The following is a 22,690-nucleotide window of genomic DNA, read 5'->3' as shown; positions in this document are numbered from 1 at the left end:
TTTCATGGATTATGTATGCTATTTATTAAGAATATTTGTATAATTCTCTATTTTCAGACACATTCACCAAATATGCGCAATGCTATACTAATTGTAGTGAACGATTCACTACAGGAGGAAGTAAAATGAGTAAAGTAGTTTTAATTGGTGCAAACCATGCTGGAATTGCAGCTGCAAATACGATCTTGGACAACTATCCAGATCACACATTAACAATACTTGACCGTAACACAAATCTTAGTTATTTAGGTTGTGGTACAGCTCTATGGGTGGGGCAACAAATTGATTCTTCTGACCAATTGTTCTATACGAACAAAGATGCATTTATCGCTAAAGGTGCCGATGTGCATATGCAAACAAACGTTGATCACGTTGACTTTGCGGCAAAAAAGGTTCACTATGTTGACTCCGAAAATCGTGAAACAGTCATCGATTATGACCAATTAATTTTGGCAACTGGATCATTACCAATTACACCAAAATTACCAGGAATGGATTTAGGCGGAGTTCACTTTGTCAAACTCTTCCAAGACTCACAAAAAGTTGACGCATTATTAAGTCAAGAACATGTTAAAAATGTTGTTGTCGTTGGTGCTGGTTATATTGGTGTTGAAATGGCTGAAGCTGCGCGTCGTCGTGGTAAAAATGTTCGAATCGTCGAATCTGCATCGACATGCTTAAGTAGCTACTATGATGAATGGTTCTCAAAAGACATGGACAAAGTTATGAGCGATAAAGGTATTGATCTTAACTACGGCGAAATGGTTACTGCTTTCGAAGGTGAGGGCAATGTTTCAAAAGTTGTTACAGATAAAGGTTCTTATGATGCTGAACTTGTCATCATGGCTATTGGCTTTAGACCAAATAATGAATTAGGAAAGAACGATCTTAAATTATTTAACAATGGCGCTTACCTTGTTGATTTACAACAACGTACAAGCTTGCCAGATGTATATGCTGTCGGTGACTGTGCAACATTGTATTCAAATGCCTTACAAGAAACAACATATATTGCGCTTGCTACGAACGCTGTGCGTTCAGGAATTGTTGCTGGACATAATGTTGGAGGAACACCTCTTAAATCATTAGGGGTCCAAGGTTCAAATGGTATTTCTATTTACGGATATAACATGGTTTCGACAGGTCTTAACATCGAAGCAGCTAAAAAAGCAGGTATTGATGTTGTCTACACAGACTTTGAAGATCTTCAAAAACCTGGCTTCATGAGCGAGAATAATAAAGTTAAGATCCGTATTCTATACGAACGTGCAAGCCGCCGCGTAATCGGAGCACAACTTGCGTCTTACACTGATATTTCAATGACCATCCATATGTTCTCATTAGCAATTATGAAAGAAGTCACAATTGAAGAAATCCAACTCTTAGATATCTTCTTCTTACCTCACTTCAATCAACCATACAACTACATTACGATGGCTGCACTTTCAGCTAAAGAGTAATTTTTTAAAAGGAGTCTTGAAGACTCCCTTTTTTTATGCGCCGAATTTAATCATATTAATCCAATGCTACTATTCAGATTTAATCATCTTTTCAACCCATAACAATAAAACGAATCCTGGCATTGGATTCGTTTTATTTCGATGTTGACTCAGTACTGAGAAGTGTCTGTTGGAAACTATTATAGAAAATTCGGTTATCGTAGTCCTTTAAATCAAGACTTGTGATCAAAACTACATTGAATCGAGCAACTTCCGCATCTTCCAAGGGAATCCATACAATATCATCCCGTTGTAAGACATCTTGGATTGCGAACGGAAGGAATGTTACCGATTTATATGTCGCAACATGTTCAACGATAACTTCCCAATTTTCATTCACAAAGACAATGTCGGGGTAGTAGCCAATTTTAATGCAGCGTTTCTCGATCTCGTTTCCCATTGCAAACGCATCTGTCATCATACTGAATCGTTCATTTTTAAGCTGTTCAAGCGATAAGGAGGTTGCTTGACACAAACGATGCCCTTTTGGCAAAACGACGGCAACGTCATAATAGTAGTCATCAAGAATTACTTTTGATTCATTGAGGATTGGAAAATAAATTGGCGTTGAGACCATCCCAATATCCAACTGTCCATTTGCGACGAGTTGCTGAATTTCTTTTGAACCGCGTTGCGTATAGTCGAGGCGATAGTCGGGATAGAACTCCGTAAATTTTTGAAAGATACTCATGTATTCAATTGAAGAGAGTATTGTTAATCCAAAACGGATTCGCCGTTTTTGAAGTTGACCAGCATAACGAACTGAACGCATTAGGTTATCTGCATCCATTAGTAAAGTTTTCGCACCTGTATAGAGCACATTTCCTGCCTCAGTTATTTCAATACCGGTTGTTGATCTTTTAACCAACTGGGTTCCCAACATTTCTTCAAGTTCTTTAACATTCCAACTAAGTGCTGGTTGAGTTATGTATAGTGCTTTCGCTGCACGAGAAAAATTACCTTCTTCAACTAAAGTTACAAAATACCCTAATTTTTTTAGGTCCATGCTGCCCCCTACGTGTTTCTTTTGAAACGCTGTACAGGCTCCTCTTGTTTATAGGCACGATAACCACCCATTGATAATGCTTCAAGTTCATACTCACCTGGGTAAATGACTACCTTAGCAAGGAAAGAAACACGTTCTGTTACCCAGTTCATGACGCGGGCAGAACGAGAGAAACCACCACTTATTACGATTGCATCAATGTCTCCCGATAAAACTGGAGCAAGTGTTCCAACACTCTTCGCAATCTGATATGCCATTGCTTCGAGAATGAGTGCTGCTTCGGTATTCCCAGCATCAATTAATGCTTCAACTTCACGAACGTCGTTAGTGTCAAAATATGATACCAACCCCCCACGATGGCGAATGTCTTTCGTAACCGATTCTTTAGGTTTATTATAGCATAAATCCATAAATGGTCGTAGTGGCAATCCTCCCGACCGCTCTGGCGAAAATGCGCCTTCATCATCACCAACAAGATCGATCATACGACCTTGTTGGTGTGCTGTCACAGTAATACCAGTTCCAGCATGTACAACGATCAAATTTAATGAGTTATAAGGTTTATTTGAGTCTTTTGCATATTTATGAGCAACCGCCCGAGAATTAAGCATGTGACCCACACTCTTGCGCTCTATACCGTTAAGCCCCGAAATACGGGCAATATCATTTAACTGATCTACGGATATAGGGTCATAGACATACGCCTTGCCCTTTCCGTTTGCATCAACAATCCGTTTCGCCATTGCGGCTGCTAGATTTGCTGGATGTGACACGCTAGATTCATTCAAAAGATATGATACAAGTGCGTCATCAATTTCGATGGCGCCTGCATCAACGGGTGGAAGGATTCCCCCACGAGCGACAACCACATCAATATCTGAGACAGAATATCCATGCTTTCGAATTGCTTCTAAAATGGAGTCATAGCGCATCTCCAACTGATCAATGAGACGATTGTATGACTCAATTTGTTTGATATCATAGCGTGCTTCATCCGTAAATACTTCAGTTGTATCTTTATATAATGCGCACTTTGTTGATGTCGCTCCAGGATTAATACTTAGAATGTATGTCATGTTAGGATTCCTCATTTCCAATAAAGCATGAGAGTAAAATGGAGTTTATTTTTTCATCTAATGTCGAACCCCTTGAGGTAAGAACAATCGGTACTTTCGCACCTTGAACGATTCCTGCCATTTTCCCTTCTGTAAATAGCGTTCCAACCTTTCCGAGTATATTTCCACTAATGATATCTGGGACTACGAGAATATTCGCATCACCTTGAATTTTACCCGTGTATTTTTTTGTGTTAGCGATGGCTGCAGATACTGCCAAATCGATCGAAATTGGCCCTTCGACAGTTGCATCCTTCCAAGTCTTTTGTGAAAGTTTCTCTGAGTCGAGTGAGGCTTGTATGTGTGGATTAGTGTGCTCAGCCGCATCGATGAGTGCAACTTTTGGTACCTCAACCCCTAGAGCATGTGCAACGTGTACTGCATTTTCAATAATACCTATTTTTTGTTCGAAATTTGGATAAGGTATCATTCCGCCATCAGTAATCATAAACATACGTTCCAAATATGGAATTTCAACCAAAGCAACATGCGATAATACCGGCTGATTACGAATACCAGTATCACGATTCACCACCTCACGCAAGAGATCACTTGTCTGGATAAAGCCTTTCATTAAGATATCTGCATCCCCGTTACGAACACATTCAACGGCTTTAAAAGCTGCTTCTTTATCTGTATCTGCATGGATGATTTTGAAGACATCGCGTGTTTTATGAGCTTCAAGTATTTTCAATATTTGAGGTTCATTACCGATTAATGTTGGCTCAATATAGCCACGTTTCATAATTTCAACAACTGATAACAGTGACGCTTCCTCATGAGCATTCACAAGCGCAAACTTGCGCGGTTTTAGTTTATTTCGAATTAGTAACGTTTCGAGTTCGACAAAGTTCTTAATCATATTATTGCACCTCGATTTTGTAATCCTCTGGCGAAACAATGGGTTTCATTGTTGTAAAGACATAACGGAAAATGAAGGAAAGCACGACCGGAACAACAATGAATGCAATGATTGCTTGAAGAATATTGATGAATGTCCAACCACCTGCGAGATTAATAGCATTGATTGGTCCGATAAATCCACTAATACCAAAACCTGCTGACATCGGCGTTCCTTGTTGACCAAGAATCGCTCCAATCATCCCTGCAATTGCAGCATTACAGACAATTGGCAACATAATTTTTGGTTTTTTGATAACGTTAGCCATTGCCATTTTTGGCGAACCGGCCATGAGTGCAATACTGATACCTGTTGAGTTTGCTTTCCAGCCTGTGATTGCCAGTCCAAAAGCAGTTGCACAGATTCCAATATTAGCAGCTGCCGACCCAACTCCCGTTAAGTTGATAGCAAGTGCTATACCAACCGTTGAAATTGGCGAAACAATCATCACTGCAAAGATTGATGCCATGAGTAGCGACATAATAATCGGTTGGAAATCCATTAATGATCCAATCATCGATGCCAATCCACCGGTGAACATTTTGACATAAGGTAACGTTAAGACACCAATTCCACCAGCAATAATCAACACAAGTGTTGGTGTTAAAAGTAGCGTATATGCTTTAAACCGACCATTTATGTATAAAATCATGATTGTCGCAATAGTTGCGGTAATGGAAATGTTTATGATATCTCCACTTCCTGCAAAGAGGAAGCTGCCCCCTTCCGCAAATTTCCATGCCCCTGACCCTAGACCTGCCGCCATAGCAACAGAAGCCGTTTCAATCGGTGTAAATTTAAATTGCATAGATATCGCATATCCAATAACCACCGCCATCATCGTCATCGCTAAAGATGTTGCATCTAAGACAAATTGTCCTTGTGGAAAGATTGGCAGAAGTGCTTTGAATAGCTCATTGAGTAACGCTCCAGGTATTAATACAACAACGGACCCGACAGCGATACCATTCAATATTTTCATCCCAAATCCTTTTTCAAAAATTGGTTTTTTTGTCATATTTTTCTCCTATATGTGTATTGGAAGTCCTTTCGCAAGTTCACTCGCATCCATAATTGATTCGGATAATGAAGGGTGAACATGAACGATTAGGCTAATATCATCAAGAGTCAGTTGCGTTTCAATTGCCATTGTTAACTCAGCAATTAACTCACTTGCTTGTTCCCCAACAAGCTCGGCACCAAGAATTGATGAAGTCTCAGTATCTACAATAATTCGAACAAATCCTTGTGTTTTTCCCATTGAAAGTGCACGACCATTCGCCTGAAGTGGGAATGTAAATCCTTTTGCTTTAAATCCTGATTTTTTTGCTGAATCGACGGTATGACCTACGACCGCAATTTCTGGATCTGTAAAACTTACTGCTGGAATCGCAGTATAGTCAAATCCTGCCGCTTGTCCAGCAATTACTTCAGCAACAACTTTTCCTTCATAACTTGCTTTATGTGCAAGCTGAGGACCAGGAATTACATCACCGATAGCATAAATGTGGTCGACAGAGGTTCTACCTTGTGTATCAACTTCAATAATTCCGCGTTGGTCTTTTTTTACATCTGTATATTCCAAACCGATTTCATCGGTGTTAACGCTTCGGCCAACTGTTACCAAGACGTAATCAGCGGATATTGATTCTTTTTTGCCATTGGTTTCGAATGACACCGTTACAAGATCAGGTTCAGATACAGCTTTTGTAGCTTTGACATTTGTCAGAATTTCAACACCTTTGTGCTCAAAATTTCGAATGACCTCTTTGACAAGATCTTTACTAAATGTCGGCAAAATCGTTGACGTTCCTTCTAGTATTGTGACTTTCGTTCCGAGATTCGCGTACACACCTGCGAGCTCACTACCAATGTATCCACCACCAACGATAACCATTGATTTTGGCACTTCTTTGAGGTTAAGGGCTCCGGTTGAATCTAAAATGCGATTACCAAATTTAAATCCGGGTATTTCGATTGGTCGACTTCCAGTGGCAATAATTGCATTGTCGAAAGAGAATGTTTGACCCTCACTTCCACCAACCACGCGTACTTTTTCGTTGCCAATGAACATCGCTTCACCATATACAACAGAAATTTTATTTTTTTTCATGAGTGCGGCAATTCCACCAGTTAGTACATCCACAACTTGAGTCTTTTTCCATTGTTGTGTCTGAACCATATCTAACGTTGATGGACCATAACTTAATCCAAACTCATTTTTTTCTTGTGTAGCTTGGAATTCTTTACTCACATGAATCATCGCTTTTGATGGAATACACCCCACATTGAGACAAACGCCACCTAAAGTATCCTTTTCAATTAAAGTAACCTTTTGACCCAGCTGGGCTGCGCGTATCGCAGCCACATAACCACCAGGACCTCCTCCGATAACAAGGGTTTGAGCGTGTTTACTAAAATCTCCTACTACCATATAACCCTACCCTTCTAAGACGATTTTATTTGGATCAGCTAAAAGTGATTTTAATTCGTCTAGTGCTTTCTGTGCTTCGACACCGTCAATGACACGATGATCAAATGTAAATGAAAGTTTCATAACTGGCGCTACTTCAAGTTCACGCTCCGCATTTACGACTGGTTCATACGTAATACGGGATGTTCCCAAAATTGCAACCTCTGGGTAATTAATAATCGGTGTTGAGTAGACGGAATCTTTTGAAACCCCGCCGACATTCGTAATTGTAAATGAGCCATCACGCATGCTTGATCCCGGTAATTTTCCTTCAGTAGCAAGTTCTGCATTCTTTTGGATTTCCTCGGAAATTTCGAATAAGTTTTTCGAATCTGCTTGTTTAATGTTTGGTACATATAAACCACCATCCGTATTGGTTGCCACACCAATGTTGATTGCATTTCGATATACAATTTCAAAGTTTTTCTCATCTACAAATGCATTGAATATTGGATATTTTTTTAACATCGCTGTCGCTGCTTTAACAAAATAAGCTGTATAGGTTAAATTAATACCTTTTTCTTTTGCATAGGCTTTGTAGCTCTCACGATGTTCCACTAATTTTGTTGCATTCAAATCAGCAAAGACTGTGACACGCGGAATTTCAGTTGCTGAACGAACCATCGCTTGCATCGTTGCTTTACGCATTGGTGACATTGTTTCGCGACGGTAACCACCGCTATCCACAGTGATTTCAGGTTCGAACATAGGTGCAACAGGTGCTGCAGCTTCCACGACCGAAGTAACTACAGGTGCACCATTCAGGAATAAATCAATATCCTCACGCGTCACAGTATTATTTCTACCTGTAGCAAGGATTCCGTTAATATCTACACCCTTTTCACGCGCATATTTTCTAACAGATGGAATTGCTTTCGCCTTAGCCAATACTACACCTTCTTTTGGTGTAACAACTTCCGTCGGCACCTCAGCCACTGAAACTTCTGGTTCAGTTTCTACATGCACTTCACCTTCAATTTTGAAACCTGTTTTTGCTGCCCATGCATCGTCAACATCAATTTCTACTAAAATCTGACCGACTGTCGCAATGTTTCCATCATCAATAAATATTGATTTAACCAAACCCGTTACTGGTGATGGTACTTCTATCGTCGTTTTATCATTCGCAACTTCAAGCAATAGCTCATCTTGCTTGATTGTATCGCCATTTTTAACACCCCAACTTACAATTTCACTTTCTGTTATTCCTTCTCCAAGATCGGGAAGTCTATATTGAAATTTCATACAATCACCTAATATCCTTCCTTAACAATTTTTACTGCATCTATAATATCCTTTGCATTTGGAAGCCAAATCGTTTCGGCTGCAGGCAATGGATAAGTTGTATCCGGTGCAGAGACACGTGTAACAGGTGCAAGTAGATCCAAGAAGAATCGCTCATTAATCTCTGATACGACATTAGCGGAAATACCGGCTTGACGTTGTGCCTCCTGAACCACGACGACTCGCCCTGTTTTACCAACGGAGGCTCCGATTGTTTCATAATCTGGATGTGATACAGTTCGCAAATCGATGACTTCAACACTAATGCCTTCATCAGCGAGTATCTCTGCAGCTTTGAGGGCTTCAATAACCATTGCACCATAGGCAATAACAGTTACATCTGTACCCCCTTTTGTAACAGCAGCTTTATCTAATGGCACTTCATAGAGCCCTTCTGGAACCTCCATTTTCGCACCACGGTAAAGTTTTAAATGTTCTAAGAAAACAACGGGATCATTACTACGAATTGAAGATACAAGTAAACCTTTTGCATCATAGGCGTTCGTTGGTACGACAACACGAATTCCCGGCATTTGAGCCACGATACCCTCATAACTATCAGAGTGAATTTCAGGAGTTGCAACACCACCTCCAAAGGGACTGCGGATCGTAATTGGAGCCGTGATGTTTCCTTCTGTTCTAAAACGCATACGCGCCATTTGATTTGTAAGTGAATCAATTGCTTCTGTAACAAACCCAAAGAATTGAATTTCAGGAATTGGACGGAAACCCTCTGCAGCCAATCCAATAGCAAGTCCTAAAATTGCAGATTCCGCAAGCGGTGTATCAAAGACTCGGCTATCTGTATGAATTTGTTGTAATCCATTAGTAGCGCGGAAAACGCCACCATTTAATCCAACATCTTCACCAAATATCAGTGTTTTCTCGTCTTTTTTTAAAATTTCATCCAACGCATTTGTGATTGCTTCAACCATATTGAGTTGTGCCATTATTCTTGCTCCTCCTTAATTTTGAATGCTTCGTATTGTTCTTTTACAGAAGGTGGCATGACTTCAAACATATTTTTCAGGTAGCCTGAGACTGTTTGTTTCTCTGCTTTACGTGCGATTTCAAGTGCTTCCTTAACTTCTGCTTGCGTTTTTTCTAGAACAGCTTCCTCTTTTTCTTCATTCCAAAGGCCACGTTCCGTTAAGAAATTACGCATTCTAATAAGTTGATCTTTTGGCAACCAACGCTCAACCATTTCATTTTCACGATAACGACGTGGATCATCACTTAAAGTATGCGGTCCATATCGGAATGTTAAGAACTCGAGCAGTACTGGACCATGACCATTCACTGCATGATCACGAGCTGCTTTTGTTGCAGCATATACCGCAAGCGGATCCATACCATCCACAAATAAGTGTGCAATTCCGACGCCATGCCCTTTTTGTGATAATGTTGCGGAGCGTGTTTGGAAACTGCGCGGAACCGAAATTCCGAAGCCATTATTCTGTGCTACGAAGATGACCGGCGCGTCATAAACACCAGCAAAGTTTAGACCTTCATAAAAGTCACCTTGCGATGTACCCCCGTCACCAATATAGGTTAGGGCGACATTTTTCTTATTATTTTTTTTCAACCCTAAACCAACACCTGTTGCTTGGATAATTTGAGCCCCAATAATAACTTGTGGTGGGAATGATTTAATATCTTTGTCATAGGAGAAGCCATTAGTATGACCAATATACCAGTTCATTGCTTGAGACATTGGAACACCATGACGAATCATCGGTGGAACATCTCGATAACTTGGTAATAGCCAATCACCTTTTTCTAAGACATATTGACTGATCAACTGACTTGCTTCCTGGCCTTCTGTTGGCGGAAGATTACCAATAATTCCTTGACGGCTGAGAATACTGACTCGATTATTGTATTCTCGACCCCACACCATGATTTCCATCATTTCAACAAGTTGCTTATCAGTGAGCTCTGGCATATAATCCTCATTCACAATTTTTCCAGTTTCGTCCATGATTTGAAATAAATCTGGAAGTTTGTTTGATTCTTCTAGAATCTCTTTAAAATCTAATACTTTACTTTTTTTAGACATACGATTTCCTCTCTTTTTCGCATTTAAAAATGACAGCAATAAACTTCTGACTTCCTGAAACTTAGAATTGTAAGCGCTAACAATCTCTATCCAAATTATAGTTTGTATACCCTTTTATGACCAATAGAAATTATTTTAACCTATAAAAGAAATTTATAAGCTAATAAAAAAGCTGAAGAACGAAAGTTCCTCAGCTTCATGATTACATTATTAAATCTAGATATTTTTTATATTGGATTGGTTCTTCTAGCATTGGGTTATGGCCACTTGCTTGAAACTGTCCATAGGTTATGTTTGCATTATCAAAGACAATGCCTTTCCATAGACTTGTTGGTGCAACTAAATAGTCATATGGTGACAAGAGAAGCAAGACCGGTTTTTGATACCTCTCTAGAAATGATTTCGTATCGAACATAGCAAATGCTTCGCCCCACAAATGATCTAAAGCAGCCATGTTATTTACAACATCATCCCACAAGTATGCACCATCAAATGTATAATCATAGAAACTGTGCGCTTGCATCGCTATATTCATCAATGAGAAACGGTCCGATTCATAATCTTGAACCGACGCTTGGAAGGCTTCCCATGCTCTATAAAAGGTTGTTTTACGTTCTACTGATGCTGTGTCTTCAAAATATTGAATACTTCCTTGCTGTCTTTGTACTGTATTAGTTGGCGCTAGGTTTGACAGTATTAGTGTCGCCACATGATCAGGGTAAGCTTTCGCATAGGCCATAGCCATGAATCCGTGTCCAGAGTGACCCAACATATGCATCTTGTCGATTCCAAGTATAATACGCATTGCCTCTATGTCTTCAACAATTGCATCAAGATTATAGGGCGCTCCATCAACTACAGATTTTGAAAAACCTCTGTGGTCTGCAAAGACAAAGTTTGTCGCATCATAAATTGAGTCAGCAAAAAGTTTGGGGTAATATATCGAACTACCGATTACAAATATCGGAGTATCTGTATCCTTTCTCATATCATTAATATTTAGTGTATAACCATCTCGATTAATTGATAATTTATTCATTGTTTTTCTCCTCTTAGTTTTAAATGAATTGTGTCGTTTAAAATTGAAAGAAGTAAATTATTTACGCTACTTCAATCAATTATCAAAAATTGAGTAGCTGTACGCTTTTACACGCTTATCTATACCGAAATACATAGTATCAACTCCTTAAGGAGATATTATAACCAAAAATAAATATATGGTCAAAAAAGACCATCTTACGATGGTCTGTGATTTACAATTTATGGTGGAGCTTAGCGGGATCGAACCGCTGACCTCCTGCGTGCAAGGCAGGCGCTCTCCCAGCTGAGCTAAAGCCCCATAATTTGGTTACAGATACTGTAACCATTCAATTGTAAATTTGGTGGAGCTTAGCGGGATCGAACCGCTGACCTCCTGCGTGCAAGGCAGGCGCTCTCCCAGCTGAGCTAAAGCCCCAAATATATAGCAATCATTAGAAATGGTGGGCCTGAATGGATTCGAACCAGCGACCTCACCCTTATCAGGGGTGCGCTCTAACCAACTGAGCTACAGGCCCATATCTTGACTGCTTAATTAATATACCATTATGACCTCTAAGTGTCAACAAATTTTGAACAATATCAGTCAAAAAAAGAGAACTTTATTTTCCAATTGAATTCCTCTCAGAAAAACCTACAAATTTAGCACGCTCTGGGCGATCATAAGGCACCACTAACCACGGTGTATGCTACTTTTTATACGAAGTACTAAATCTCTGAGATTGTTGTATTCGAACTCTTTTTATGAGCATATGACTTTACCAGTCATACCCCTTGGGGTATATTATATTCGTGAAATCAAGGAGGCAATCAATGTTTTTTAATAAAGTTCCATCAGTTGCGTATCACGAATTACCTGCAAATGCAGTCATTATAGACGTTCGCGAACGGCATGAATACCAACAACATAAACTACCCCGGACAAAAAATGTACCTTTGAGTCAGCTTGACGGGTTTCAAAGTTTAAAAACAGTCTATGTAATCTGTTCAAGCGGCGCGAGGAGTAAACGCGCTGTGAAGTCATTACGCAAGCGCAATATTGACGCCATTAACATTCGCGGCGGCATGATGCACATACGATAGGAGATATTTATGTTTCAAACTATACTCATCAATGAGTTCAAATATAATCAACAGGAACATCACGTTATAGATGTTCGCGAACCGATTGAGTTTGCTATGGGTTCAATCCCCAATGCACTCAATATCCCATTACATACGGTTCCTTACAATTTAGGATTGCTGGATAAGAGTAAAACTTATCACATTGTTTGCCAAAGCGGGTCTCGTTCCTACACTGCGGCACAATATTTAGCGCAGCAAGGGTATAAAGTCGTCAATATGTTAGGTGGCATGTCTGCATATCGCGGATAGAAAACATCCATTGAGGATGTTTTTTTATAAGCTTGTCCATTGTCACAGAATAACTCATCCGTCAAGCAACTTTGTTATTATACTTATCAAGTTAAATAAAAAAACTTTCTAAAGTAGAAAGTTGATTTAACAATTTATGGTGGAGCTTAGCGGGATCGAACCGCTGACCTCCTGCGTGCAAGGCAGGCGCTCTCCCAGCTGAGCTAAAGCCCCATATATTTTGTTATTACTTAAAGAAATGGTGGGCCTGAATGGATTCGAACCAGCGACCTCACCCTTATCAGGGGTGCGCTCTAACCAACTGAGCTACAGGCCCATTTCTGACTGCCTTAATAATATACCACTCGCATTTGGGGGTGTCAACCAGAATTGGACTTTATTTCTTAATATCTCAAGTATTTAAGAACCCCCATAAAACACCACTTAAATTTTCACTATTATAACTGTAAAAAAGGCACCATCATCTGATGAACGCCTTTTATTTATATTAAATTATGACTCAGTGCAAATTGATACAATGCGTCTACATCACCACTTGAAATGTAAGGCAGTGCGGAGACAATAATATCATGAGACCACGTATACCAAGCAATCTCATTTAACATCGAAATCTCCGACTCACTGAAGCGCATTTTAAGCCGTTTCGCAGGATTACCACCCACAACTTCATAATCCGCCACATCGTGCGTTACAACCGCTCCAGATGCGATAATAGCACCATTCCCAATCGTTACGCCAGGCATAATTGTTGCCCCCATCCCGATCCATGAGTCGTGCCCAATTATTGTATTACCTTTCGGTGAATACGATGCATGAATCGTTTCCGCAAATGGGTAGAGGGAAATCCATTCTGTATTATGGTTATTGTTTCCTCCCATAAGAATTACGACTCCACTAGCAATGCAGACATAATTTCCAATTATTAATCGATCCAGTTCCCACTGATTGGATTCAATTGGGTTAAACAATGTCCTTGAAAATGCATCTCCCCATAAAAAGCGAACACATCCATCTTCAAAATCATCAGACCCATAATAGCCTGAATAATACGAATATTCTCCGACCTCAATTAGGGGATTAGTAATTATATCTTTTAAGTATCTTGGCTCCGACCAATGTCGATAATCTATTTTCATGGCAATACCTCTCTTCTATCGATTTTACTTAGAAGAGAGCACGACCACTGCGACATTTCTGAGCTGTTTTAGTTTTCGAACCAACTCATCACCTCATTTGTTTAAACATTATGCCATAATTTTGCGTCATGTCAAATAAAAAGACTTCCCAAAGGAAGTCTTGATAGTCTCTAAAGTTAATAGTATTAACGTTTTGAGAATTGTGGTGCACGACGAGCGCCGCGAAGACCTGGTTTTTTACGTTCTTTAGCACGTGGGTCACGTGTAACGAATCCAGCTGCTTTGAGGGCAGGACGGTAATCTGCTGATGCTTCGATTAAAGCACGAGTAATTCCGTGACGGATTGCTCCGGCTTGACCTGTAAGTCCTCCACCTTTAACGTTAACATTAACGTCAAATTGGTCAACAGTTGATGTCACTTCAAAAGGTGAACGAACTGTCATTTGTAATAATTCTGAAGGCAAATGCGCTTCAATAGGTTTGTGGTTAATTGTAATAACACCAGTTCCTGGAGTCAAATAGACACGAGCAACGGATGTCTTACGACGACCTGTACCTAAGTAAGTTACTTTGTTTTTTGTTGTCATACTCTTCTCCTATCCCTTGATTACCATTTCCACTGGTTGTTGAGCAGCATGTGGGTGGTTTTCACCTTTGTAAACAAATAAATGTTTACGTTGAACATCGCCCAAGCTTGTGTGTGGTAACATACCGTGAATAGCTCTTTCGACCCATTCTACTGTGTATGCTTCACGCATTACACGTGTTGAACGTGTACGCATTCCACCAGGGTAGTGTGAGTGATTGTAGTAGAATTTTTTGAATTCTTGATCTCCGCTGACTTTAATTTTGTCTGCATTGATAACGATTACGTAATCTCCACCGTCTACGTTAGGTGTGTAAGTTGGTTTGTGCTTTCCACGTAATACTGTTGCAACTTCACTTGCAAGACGTCCTAGAGTCTTGTCAGTTCCATCAACAACATACCATTGGCGCACAACATCTGCTGGTTTCGTCATAGTTGTTTGACGCATAAAATTTCCTCCTAAACCAAAAGTAGTTTCCGGGGCTACTATTGGCATAAAGTGCCGATATAAATTATATGTTCTTTGGCAATAAAAGTCAAGAAACTAATTAGGAATTGTACGTGACTTTTTCTAAATAAAGACCACACCCGGGCACATTGTGTTTTGCAATATCTTTGTCCTTAGCATCTCGGTACATTTTGACTGTATCTGGACTTATTTTTTCAGATCCGACCATGACCATTGATGCGATGATCATACGTACCATATACCTTAAAAATCCAGTTCCCGTAATCCGAAATTCAAGAATATCATCCGAAACTGTCATTTCAAAACTATGAACTGTACGAACTTGATTGGGAAACAAGTCAAGTGGTGAACTATTGAAACTTGTAAAATCATGTTCGCCCACAATATATTCCATTGCTTCTTCAATTTTTGAAAGGTTAAGCGGGTTATTAAACTGGTAAACATAGTTTCGTTCAAAGACATTGTACGGTCCGACATTAATTCGGTAAACGTACGTTTTTGCAATTGCATCATGGCGAGCATGAAATGTATCATCAACACTTTCCACTTTGAGAATATTAATTGCATCTGAGGTTTGCGTGTTAAGTGCCTTAATCCAATTTTTAATTGGCATGTTTATATCCGAATCAAAATGAAAGACTTGAGCCAATGCATGAACCTGTGTATCAGTTCGACCCGATCCATGAATTGGTACTGGTTTACGATGGAGCCTTTTTAGTGCTCCTTCAATATCGTCTTGAACACTATCTTTCGATGGCTGTTTTTGCCATCCTGAGAAGGCGGACCCATCATAAGCAACCGTCACTTTGTAGCGCATTAGATACGTCCAATCATGACTGTTGCGATGAGGATAGCAATTGACAGTACAATGAACATCCAATCACTTGCTTTGACTTCAAGTTGTTTATAACGTGTTCGCGTTTTTCCTGGGTAATATCCACGTGCTTCCATCGCATCTGCTAAATCTTCCGCACGCATATAACTCATCATGAATAAAGGGCTGATCATCGAAACGATTCCGGTTATTTTTTCTTTTAACGACCCCTCGTCTAAATCGACACCACGGCTTGCTTGCGCATTCATAATCCGTTGTGTATCCTCGATTAAAGTTGGTATATAGCGCAGCACAATTGAGATCATCATTGCTATCTCGTGCGCGGGAACTTTAATGCGACGTAAAGGACTTAGTAAATCCTCTATTCCAAGTGTCAATTCTAATGGCTGAGTTGTTGCTGTCAAAAGTGTTGTTACCATGATCATCTGAATTAAACGGCTAACGATGAATAATGTTGAAAAAATAGCACCACTGTAAATATTCCATCCAAAAATTGAAACAAGAACATAGCCTTCTCGAATTGCAAACATATTTAGAATGAATAAGAAAATCAACATAAACATCATCGGTTTCATCGATTTTAAAATAAATTTGAATGTGAGTTTCGACGCAAGAATCGCTGCACCTAAAATAACAAACATAAAGATACTTCCAGCAGCATTACTGACATTAAAAATTGCAATCATCAAGATAATCATTGCCACCATTTTAAAACGTGGATCCATTTTATGGATTTTTGAATCGAGCGGAACGTAACGTCCTAATGCAATATTATTCATGACGTCCCTCCTTAACCATTTGTGCAATGATATCAAGGTCGAGTTCTATTCCTGTATCGATGCCTCGTTGTTTCAAAGATGCTTTCAGTTGTAAGACTTTTGGGACAACAAATTCTAAACTGTCCAAACGACTGGTATCTTCAAAGAAATTCTGAGTTGTTCCACTAAAGAACACCTGACCATCTTTTAGCACAAGGACTTCGTCTGCGTAGTTTAGTACATGGTCCATATCATGAGTTACCATGATAACTGTCTTGTTATAGTCTTTATTGAGCGTCATGAACAATTGCATCATATCACGACTTCCTTGCGGATCAAGACCAGCAGTAGGTTCGTCTAGCACGATAATTTCTGGGTCTGTTGCCAAAACACCTGCAATTGCAACACGTCGTTTTTGACCGCCAGAAAGGTCAAAGGGAGATTGTTGCCATAACGCTTCATCAATTCCGACTAAACGGAGCGCACGTTCTACATTTGTTTTAATTGTCTCGTTACTGAACCCAAAGTTCTTAGGACCAAATGCAACATCTTGATAAATTGTTTCTTCGAACAATTGCATTTCTGGAAACTGGAAGACCAATCCGACTTTAGAACGCAATGCTTTCAATTTAGAGGGCTTTTCATTCGCGACATGGACATGGTCAAGAATTTGAACTTCGCCTGCTGTAGGGCGCAACAAACCGTTTAGGTGTTGGACAAGTGTCGACTTTCCACTACCCGTAGCACCAATAATTGCGGTGACCACACCTGCGTTGATTGTGGCATTGATATCACGCAAAGCAACATATGCAAAAGGCGATTTCGGAGCATACTCAAAACCAACATTTTTAAATGTTATTGCCATAATTCCTCAATCATCCTTTCTACATCATACATTTCTTCCAGTTCAATTCCCTGAGCCTTTAGTGCATTATGAAACTTAACACTGAACGGAATATCTAATTGTAACTTTACAAGCGTTTCGGCTTGGTTCAAGATACGCTCTGGTGTTCCTTGCATTGCAATTGACCCACCGCTCATAACAATGACATAATCGGACATCAACACTTCTTCAATATCGTGCGTGATGGATAAGATTGTCATTTTATTTTTGTGGTGTAACTCATGCACCAAATCATTTACTTCTTTACGGCCTTTGGGATCTAGCATACTCGTTGCCTCATCCAAAACCAAAAGTTCTGGACTCATCGCAAGAGCACCTGCAATTGCTACTCGTTGTTTTTGTCCACCTGACAGCTTAGTCGGCTCATGACCTAAATAATTGAGCATTCCGACGCGACCTGCAAATGTTTCGATTATACCATCCATTAGTGAAGGTTCCACCGTACGATTTTCTAGACCAAATGCGATATCATCACGGACCGTGGATCCGATAAATTGATTATCTGGGTTTTGGAATACAATTGCGATTTTTTCGCGGACGTCATAAACATTATCATGTGTAAGAGTCATATCATCGATTTGAATCTTCCCCTCATCAGCTTCAAGTAAACCGATGATGAGTTTCGCAACAGTAGATTTCCCACTTCCATTATGGCCAATAATTGTTACGTAATCTCCTTTTTTAACCTCAAAATCAATGCCATCGACAGCATTGACTTTTTTGTTATAGGAGAATTTTAAATTACTAACTGTTAATTGTTTCAAATTACTCACTCCAAACTATTGAATTGCATTTAATTTTGATATTGCAATAATAACCTCAGTTGCTTTTTCCATTGTTTCAACAACGGCAAATTCATGTTTTCCGTGGAAATTTTCACCACCTGTAAAGATATTAGGTGTCGGTAACCCCATGTAAGAAAGTCTTGAACCGTCAGTCCCTCCACGTACAGGTGCAATGATGGGTTCGATATCACATGCAAGCATTGCTTCTTTTGCTAGTTCAACGATACTCATATCTTTTTCAATGATATTACGCATATTATAGTATGTTTCTTCTGTTTCTACCATTACTGTACCCGCACCATATTTGGCATTAAGATTTGCTGCAATGGTATCCATAAGGTCCATACGTGCTTCAAATTTACTATCATCATGATCACGGATAATAAATATCATCTTCGCATCTTCAACGGTCGATTCCATATCTGACATCATAAAGAAACCTTCATAATCTTCAGTATGCTCTGGACGTTCTAGTGGAGGGAGTTGATTAAAGAATTCCATCGCTACAACACCCGCATTAATCATGGTATCTTTGGCTGATCCAGGATGAACACTGACTCCCTTAATGGTTACAAGTGATTCCGCAGCATTAAAGGTTTCATATTCCATTTCACCCAATCCGCCACCGTCTACAGTGTATGCAAAATCTGCTTCAAATCCTTCAACATCGAAAGAATCAGCACCAGTACCAATTTCCTCATCAATCGTAAATGCGATTCGGATATCACCATGTTCTACTTCTGGGTGTTGTACTAAGTATTCCATGGCCGTCATAATTTCAGCAATTCCTGCTTTATTGTCGGCACCAAGAAGAGTTGTCCCGTCAGTAACAACCAGTGTCTTTCCAACATATTTTTTTAAATTCGGGAACACATCAACTTTCGTAACAATATTTAATGCTTCATTCAATACAATATCGCGACCATCGTAATTTTCGATGATTCGTGGCTGTACATTTTCTGAGTTAAAATCGGCTGTATCCATATGAGAAATGAAACCTACAGTACGAACATCTCTATCCACATTTGAAGGCAACAAAGCAGTCACAATAGCATTATCATCGATTTTAACTTTTTCTAAACCAATCGCAATACATTCCTGATAAAGCATCTTCGCCAAATCAAATTGTATTTGGGTTGAAGGGGTTGTCATTGATCCACTATCTGATCGAGTGTTTATTTTAGTATAACGTACTAAGCGTTCAATTAAAGTATCTTTCATAGTCTCTACCTCGCTAGTCTGTTGTTATTTTACCATATTTGATAACGGAAATGTTACAGAGTGATAGGCGAACCTCATAAAAAAATCCACTATTCAGTGGATTAATTGATAATGCTATTCTGTTGGTTCTTCTACAACTTCATTGGCAAGATCTAAGACTGCGTTTTCTGCCTCTTGACTGATTGCATCTAAAGCATCAATTGTCTTCTCGACATGCTTTTTATTATTTGCGTTTAGATAGTATGCTGCAGCACCAACTGCACTACCGATAATTACGAGTGGTAAGAATTTTTTCATTGAATCTCCTGCCTTTCTTCTATTATTAGTGTATCATACTCATACTTGTTTAGAAAGTGAAGATATCACGAACTCTTTGAATCTAACGGTCTTCTGATATGACATATTTATAGATTGCATGTGCGAATCCCTGCTCCGTATTCTTTTCTGTTTGAAATTGAGCGGCATCACGAACGGCTTGGTGTGCATTTCCCATTGCCACGGAAATCCCTGCAATTTTTAACATCGCGATATCATTCGAGTCATCTCCGATTGCAAATACATCATCCATGCTCAGACCCAAATGTTCGCATAGGATTTGGAGTGAGCGTCCTTTGTTTGCACCTTCTTGTGTTATTTCATAATAACGATTAGCGGACATTGGATAAGAAATACATTTGAGCGGTTCTAATTCTGATAAGACCCGTTCTAATTTTCGGTGTGACAATGTAAATATTTGAATTTTTTCGACTTCGTAATTATTGTCCTTGATGAAAGTCGCTAAATCACGAACTGTTGGATGTGATCTAAAATCATTATGAAAAAGAATTCTTCGGCCCATTTTTTGAAACCAGGATTGATCATAACATTCACCATTGATATGTAACGATGTCCACACACGATAAGGTTTTACAATTTCCACAATTTTGATTGCAAGTTCAGTGGACATTAAATCCGAATCAATATCTTCCATTGTACGTAAATTTGTAATCCGAGCACCGTTTGAACTTATCGCATAATCGCAAATATTTAAATCACGAATCGGTTTCGGAATCCCATCCAAAGAGCGGCCAGTTGTAGGCACTAGAATGTAACCTCGCTTTGAAAGATCAATCAGAGCATACAATGTTGATTGATCTACTTTTCGATAGTTATTGATGGTTGTACCATCGATGTCAAACGCAATAATTTTTGGTTTCATTGAGTACCTCGTATACTACTAACTATATAAAAAAACTTGCCTTATGACAAGTTTTTACTGGAATAATAAATATGCTGCATATTCCACTGGATGATCACTGGTAACAACTTCAAAATCAGGGGATAAGTTCTTCACAACTGCATTGTAGACGTGTTTATTATTCAATAAAACGCCACCACCGAATGCAATCTTTGTTTTACCATTTAATTCGAAGTTATTTGCGAGATTGGCAAGTTCTTGTCCTGCACGTTCGTAAACATTATCAGCATGAACACTTTGAACATTTCCTGCAATCTTACTGAATTGAGCAACCCATGTTCTATAATCACTTTGATGATTGTTTGCGATGCTGATGAGGTCATACGCTTCCGTCAATTCAAAATGATTCATAATTGCTGTATATAAATCTGTTCGTGGTAAACGTCCATCAGCTTCTTTTGTAAATACTTCAAGGATGCGCTTACCAATCCAGAAAGCACTTCCTTCATCAGCCAATAGGTATCCGAACCCTCCGCGACGATCATAGGTACAACCCTGTTTGCGGAATGCAATTGAACCTGTTCCCGAAATCAAATAAACTCCATCATTCATGGATAATGCTGATGCCATCGCAAATTTTGCATCGTTCATGATAACTGCTTTAGGGAAAACACCCCATATTGCATCTTCAATTCCTTTGCGTACTTGCTGATCCTCTCCATAACCAGCAGTACCAATGGCTACACCAATCGATTCAAAATCATAACCACGTTGTTCAAACTCTAAACGAACTTCTTCAAGTACCTTTTTAATACCTTCAAAGCCCACACGCATAAAATGGATACTATCGCGATCAATTCGATCAATGTTTACACCTTTATCATCGAAGATGAGGAAACGCGTATGCGTTCCTCCTGCATCAATACCGAGGTATTGTTTCATAGTGTAAACTCGAATTTTTGCCATGGTTTAATCTTGTCAAGTAAGAATACTTCTTCTTCAACAACATGACCGACAACATTTGAACGGCCTGTATTAACCATATCACGTTTCGCAATATTCAATTCACCTGCATAGTGTCCAAAATTATCACTCTCGATTACGATGTCTCCACGTTTAATCATCTCAGGAGCATTGAAGACTGGGAAGCCTTGCCCTTTATATTTAACACGTGACATTGTTGAACGGAGTAGATAGTCATTGACATCCCCACGGTTGAAATGTGGTTCTTCTAGGACGATTTTTTTCATGAGCTCTGGAATATCATCAACAAGTTTAACTTGTAAGTTTAATTTTGTAAGGTTTACTTTTTTGACTTCAGCCATTTCTGCATCTGAAGGAACAAAGTTTGAGATAATAATGTCATCTAAAACATTACGTGCAACATAGTCTTTCATTTGGACGTGAAGTGGTAAATTACGATGTGACTCGAGTGTTACCAAACCGTAGTCTACAGGCCATGGTCCGTAAGCTTCAGGACTTTGACTTGCAACGAAGGCAGCCGTACGTAAGCCATATTTTGTAAAACGTTTTGTTGTATTTACAAATTGTTCTTCATTTAATCCTGAGTAAGGATGTGGATAGAAGTTATGACATGCAATCAAGTTATATTGATTTGGTTGGTAATCCATAATTGTATCGATGTAATGCGTATCGTTACTCATATTGATTTCAATTTTAAGATCAAATTCATTGAATGTCATCATTGATTCTTGATGACCACCAAATCCTGCATCGAGGCGGACGCCATCAGCACCAATTTCATGGAAGAACGTTAAATCATCATAGCTAATTCCTAAGTCAGCGAAAACTTTAGGACTAACGTCAACAATGATTTCAAACCCATGATCACGTGCAAAATTATTGATTTCAATAAATTCTGCTTTGATTTCTTCTTGTGGCTTTTCGACAGAAAGTAAGCATGAGAAGATACGTGAGAACCCTGCATCTGCTGCTTTAACAATATAGTCTTTCATTTCTTCAACTGTTGATTTATCTGGATAAATCGATATTCCTAATTTTCTCATAAAAACTCCTTTTATTTGTACCTACAACCTTAGTTTAACCAAA

24 protein-coding genes and 5 tRNA genes are annotated in these 22,690 nt (G+C 39.2%); 3 read left to right on the top strand and 26 right to left on the bottom strand.

Annotated elements, in window-relative coordinates:
- The first annotated feature begins 125 nt into the window (after positions 1-125).
- Positions 126-1,460: a H2O-forming NADH oxidase gene (nox, locus tag GVV22_RS09735; RefSeq protein WP_159649880.1), complete on the top strand. Its 1,335-nt coding sequence runs from the start codon at positions 126-128 to the stop codon at positions 1,458-1,460.
- A 133-nt stretch (positions 1,461-1,593) separates the two neighbouring features.
- Here the strand turns inward: nox and GVV22_RS09730 are convergent, their stop codons facing one another.
- From GVV22_RS09730 to GVV22_RS09675, 12 genes are all read right to left on the bottom strand, one after another.
- On the bottom strand, positions 1,594-2,505 hold the full coding sequence (locus GVV22_RS09730) for a LysR family transcriptional regulator (RefSeq protein WP_159649879.1): 912 nt from the start codon (positions 2,503-2,505) through the stop codon (positions 1,594-1,596).
- Between the two features lie 8 nt (positions 2,506-2,513).
- On the bottom strand, positions 2,514-3,581 hold the full coding sequence (buk, locus tag GVV22_RS09725; protein WP_159649878.1) for a butyrate kinase: 1,068 nt from the start codon (positions 3,579-3,581) through the stop codon (positions 2,514-2,516).
- Between the two features lies 1 nt (position 3,582).
- Entirely contained in the window at positions 3,583-4,482 is a 900-nt protein-coding gene (locus GVV22_RS09720; protein WP_236261948.1) for a phosphate acyltransferase, read from the bottom strand.
- A 1-nt stretch (position 4,483) separates the two neighbouring features.
- Positions 4,484-5,539: a PTS transporter subunit IIC gene (locus tag GVV22_RS09715; RefSeq protein ID WP_159649877.1), complete on the bottom strand. Its 1,056-nt coding sequence runs from the start codon at positions 5,537-5,539 to the stop codon at positions 4,484-4,486.
- Between the two features lie 9 nt (positions 5,540-5,548).
- Entirely contained in the window at positions 5,549-6,955 is a 1,407-nt protein-coding gene (gene lpdA / locus GVV22_RS09710) for a dihydrolipoyl dehydrogenase (protein ID WP_159649876.1), read from the bottom strand.
- Between the two features lie 6 nt (positions 6,956-6,961).
- On the bottom strand, positions 6,962-8,239 hold the full coding sequence (locus tag GVV22_RS09705; RefSeq protein ID WP_159649875.1) for a dihydrolipoamide acetyltransferase family protein: 1,278 nt from the start codon (positions 8,237-8,239) through the stop codon (positions 6,962-6,964).
- Positions 8,240-8,247: 8 nt separating this feature from the next.
- Positions 8,248-9,228, bottom strand: a complete 981-nt coding sequence (locus GVV22_RS09700; RefSeq protein ID WP_159649874.1) for an alpha-ketoacid dehydrogenase subunit beta — start codon at positions 9,226-9,228, stop codon at positions 8,248-8,250.
- The gene (locus tag GVV22_RS09695) at positions 9,228-10,337 is read right to left on the bottom strand and encodes a thiamine pyrophosphate-dependent dehydrogenase E1 component subunit alpha (RefSeq protein WP_159649873.1); all 1,110 of its coding nucleotides are present in this window, start codon (positions 10,335-10,337) and stop codon (positions 9,228-9,230) included. Before GVV22_RS09695 ends, GVV22_RS09700 begins: the two co-directional genes overlap by 1 nt.
- A 202-nt stretch (positions 10,338-10,539) precedes the next feature.
- A complete protein-coding gene (locus tag GVV22_RS09690; RefSeq protein ID WP_159649872.1) occupies positions 10,540-11,376 on the bottom strand; it encodes an alpha/beta fold hydrolase in 837 nt (278 codons plus the stop codon).
- Between the two features lie 224 nt (positions 11,377-11,600).
- A tRNA-Ala gene (locus GVV22_RS09685) sits at positions 11,601-11,676 on the bottom strand.
- A gap of 41 nt (positions 11,677-11,717) precedes the next feature.
- A tRNA-Ala gene (locus GVV22_RS09680) sits at positions 11,718-11,793 on the bottom strand.
- A 23-nt stretch (positions 11,794-11,816) separates the two neighbouring features.
- Positions 11,817-11,893, bottom strand: a tRNA-Ile gene (locus tag GVV22_RS09675).
- A gap of 295 nt (positions 11,894-12,188) precedes the next feature.
- Between GVV22_RS09675 and GVV22_RS09670 the strand changes: the two genes are divergently transcribed.
- Positions 12,189-12,458, top strand: coding sequence for a rhodanese-like domain-containing protein (locus GVV22_RS09670; protein ID WP_159649871.1), 270 nt, complete (start codon positions 12,189-12,191; stop codon positions 12,456-12,458).
- 9 nt (positions 12,459-12,467) lie between these two features.
- Positions 12,468-12,749 (top strand): rhodanese-like domain-containing protein, encoded by a 282-nt coding sequence (locus GVV22_RS09665; protein WP_159649870.1) that lies wholly within the window; start codon positions 12,468-12,470, stop codon positions 12,747-12,749.
- Between the two features lie 137 nt (positions 12,750-12,886).
- Here the strand turns inward: GVV22_RS09665 and GVV22_RS09660 are convergent.
- From GVV22_RS09660 to GVV22_RS09595, 14 genes are all read right to left on the bottom strand, one after another.
- Positions 12,887-12,962: transfer RNA gene (locus GVV22_RS09660), tRNA-Ala, on the bottom strand.
- Between the two features lie 26 nt (positions 12,963-12,988).
- Positions 12,989-13,065, bottom strand: a tRNA-Ile gene (locus GVV22_RS09655).
- A gap of 166 nt (positions 13,066-13,231) precedes the next feature.
- Positions 13,232-13,885: a CatB-related O-acetyltransferase gene (locus tag GVV22_RS11155; protein ID WP_159649869.1), complete on the bottom strand. Its 654-nt coding sequence runs from the start codon at positions 13,883-13,885 to the stop codon at positions 13,232-13,234.
- Positions 13,886-14,070: 185 nt separating this feature from the next.
- Positions 14,071-14,472: a 30S ribosomal protein S9 gene (rpsI, locus tag GVV22_RS09645; RefSeq protein WP_159635218.1), complete on the bottom strand. Its 402-nt coding sequence runs from the start codon at positions 14,470-14,472 to the stop codon at positions 14,071-14,073.
- Between the two features lie 9 nt (positions 14,473-14,481).
- Positions 14,482-14,919 carry a 50S ribosomal protein L13 gene (gene rplM, locus GVV22_RS09640; RefSeq protein WP_159635221.1) on the bottom strand — a complete coding sequence of 146 codons (438 nt, stop codon included), beginning with the start codon at positions 14,917-14,919 and terminating at the stop codon, positions 14,482-14,484.
- Positions 14,920-15,019: 100 nt separating this feature from the next.
- The gene (gene truA / locus GVV22_RS09635) at positions 15,020-15,757 is read right to left on the bottom strand and encodes a tRNA pseudouridine(38-40) synthase TruA (protein ID WP_159649868.1); all 738 of its coding nucleotides are present in this window, start codon (positions 15,755-15,757) and stop codon (positions 15,020-15,022) included.
- Entirely contained in the window at positions 15,757-16,554 is a 798-nt protein-coding gene (locus GVV22_RS09630; protein WP_159649867.1) for an energy-coupling factor transporter transmembrane component T family protein, read from the bottom strand. Before GVV22_RS09630 ends, truA begins: the two co-directional genes overlap by 1 nt.
- Entirely contained in the window at positions 16,547-17,398 is an 852-nt protein-coding gene (locus tag GVV22_RS09625; RefSeq protein WP_159649866.1) for an energy-coupling factor transporter ATPase, read from the bottom strand. Before GVV22_RS09625 ends, GVV22_RS09630 begins: the two co-directional genes overlap by 8 nt.
- The gene (locus GVV22_RS09620) at positions 17,389-18,201 is read right to left on the bottom strand and encodes an energy-coupling factor transporter ATPase (protein WP_159649865.1); all 813 of its coding nucleotides are present in this window, start codon (positions 18,199-18,201) and stop codon (positions 17,389-17,391) included. Before GVV22_RS09620 ends, GVV22_RS09625 begins: the two co-directional genes overlap by 10 nt.
- 15 nt (positions 18,202-18,216) lie before the next feature.
- Positions 18,217-19,443 carry a peptidase T gene (pepT, locus tag GVV22_RS09615; RefSeq protein WP_159649864.1) on the bottom strand — a complete coding sequence of 409 codons (1,227 nt, stop codon included), beginning with the start codon at positions 19,441-19,443 and terminating at the stop codon, positions 18,217-18,219.
- 114 nt (positions 19,444-19,557) lie between these two features.
- Positions 19,558-19,740 (bottom strand): hypothetical protein, encoded by a 183-nt coding sequence (locus GVV22_RS09610; protein WP_159635239.1) that lies wholly within the window; start codon positions 19,738-19,740, stop codon positions 19,558-19,560.
- Between the two features lie 82 nt (positions 19,741-19,822).
- Entirely contained in the window at positions 19,823-20,641 is an 819-nt protein-coding gene (locus tag GVV22_RS09605) for a Cof-type HAD-IIB family hydrolase (protein ID WP_159649863.1), read from the bottom strand.
- 54 nt (positions 20,642-20,695) lie between these two features.
- Positions 20,696-21,562: an N-acetylglucosamine kinase gene (locus tag GVV22_RS09600; protein WP_159649862.1), complete on the bottom strand. Its 867-nt coding sequence runs from the start codon at positions 21,560-21,562 to the stop codon at positions 20,696-20,698.
- Positions 21,559-22,647: a DUF871 domain-containing protein gene (locus GVV22_RS09595; RefSeq protein WP_159645744.1), complete on the bottom strand. Its 1,089-nt coding sequence runs from the start codon at positions 22,645-22,647 to the stop codon at positions 21,559-21,561. Before GVV22_RS09595 ends, GVV22_RS09600 begins: the two co-directional genes overlap by 4 nt.
- Positions 22,648-22,690 lie beyond the last annotated feature (43 nt).

Origin of the sequence: Erysipelothrix aquatica, from assembly GCF_009828825.1 — a bacterium.
Lineage (GTDB): Bacteria > Bacillota_I > Bacilli_A > Erysipelotrichales > Erysipelotrichaceae > Erysipelothrix > Erysipelothrix aquatica_A.
Note: the sequence above shows the minus strand (reverse complement) of the source record. Positions and strands in the feature narration are given on the sequence as shown.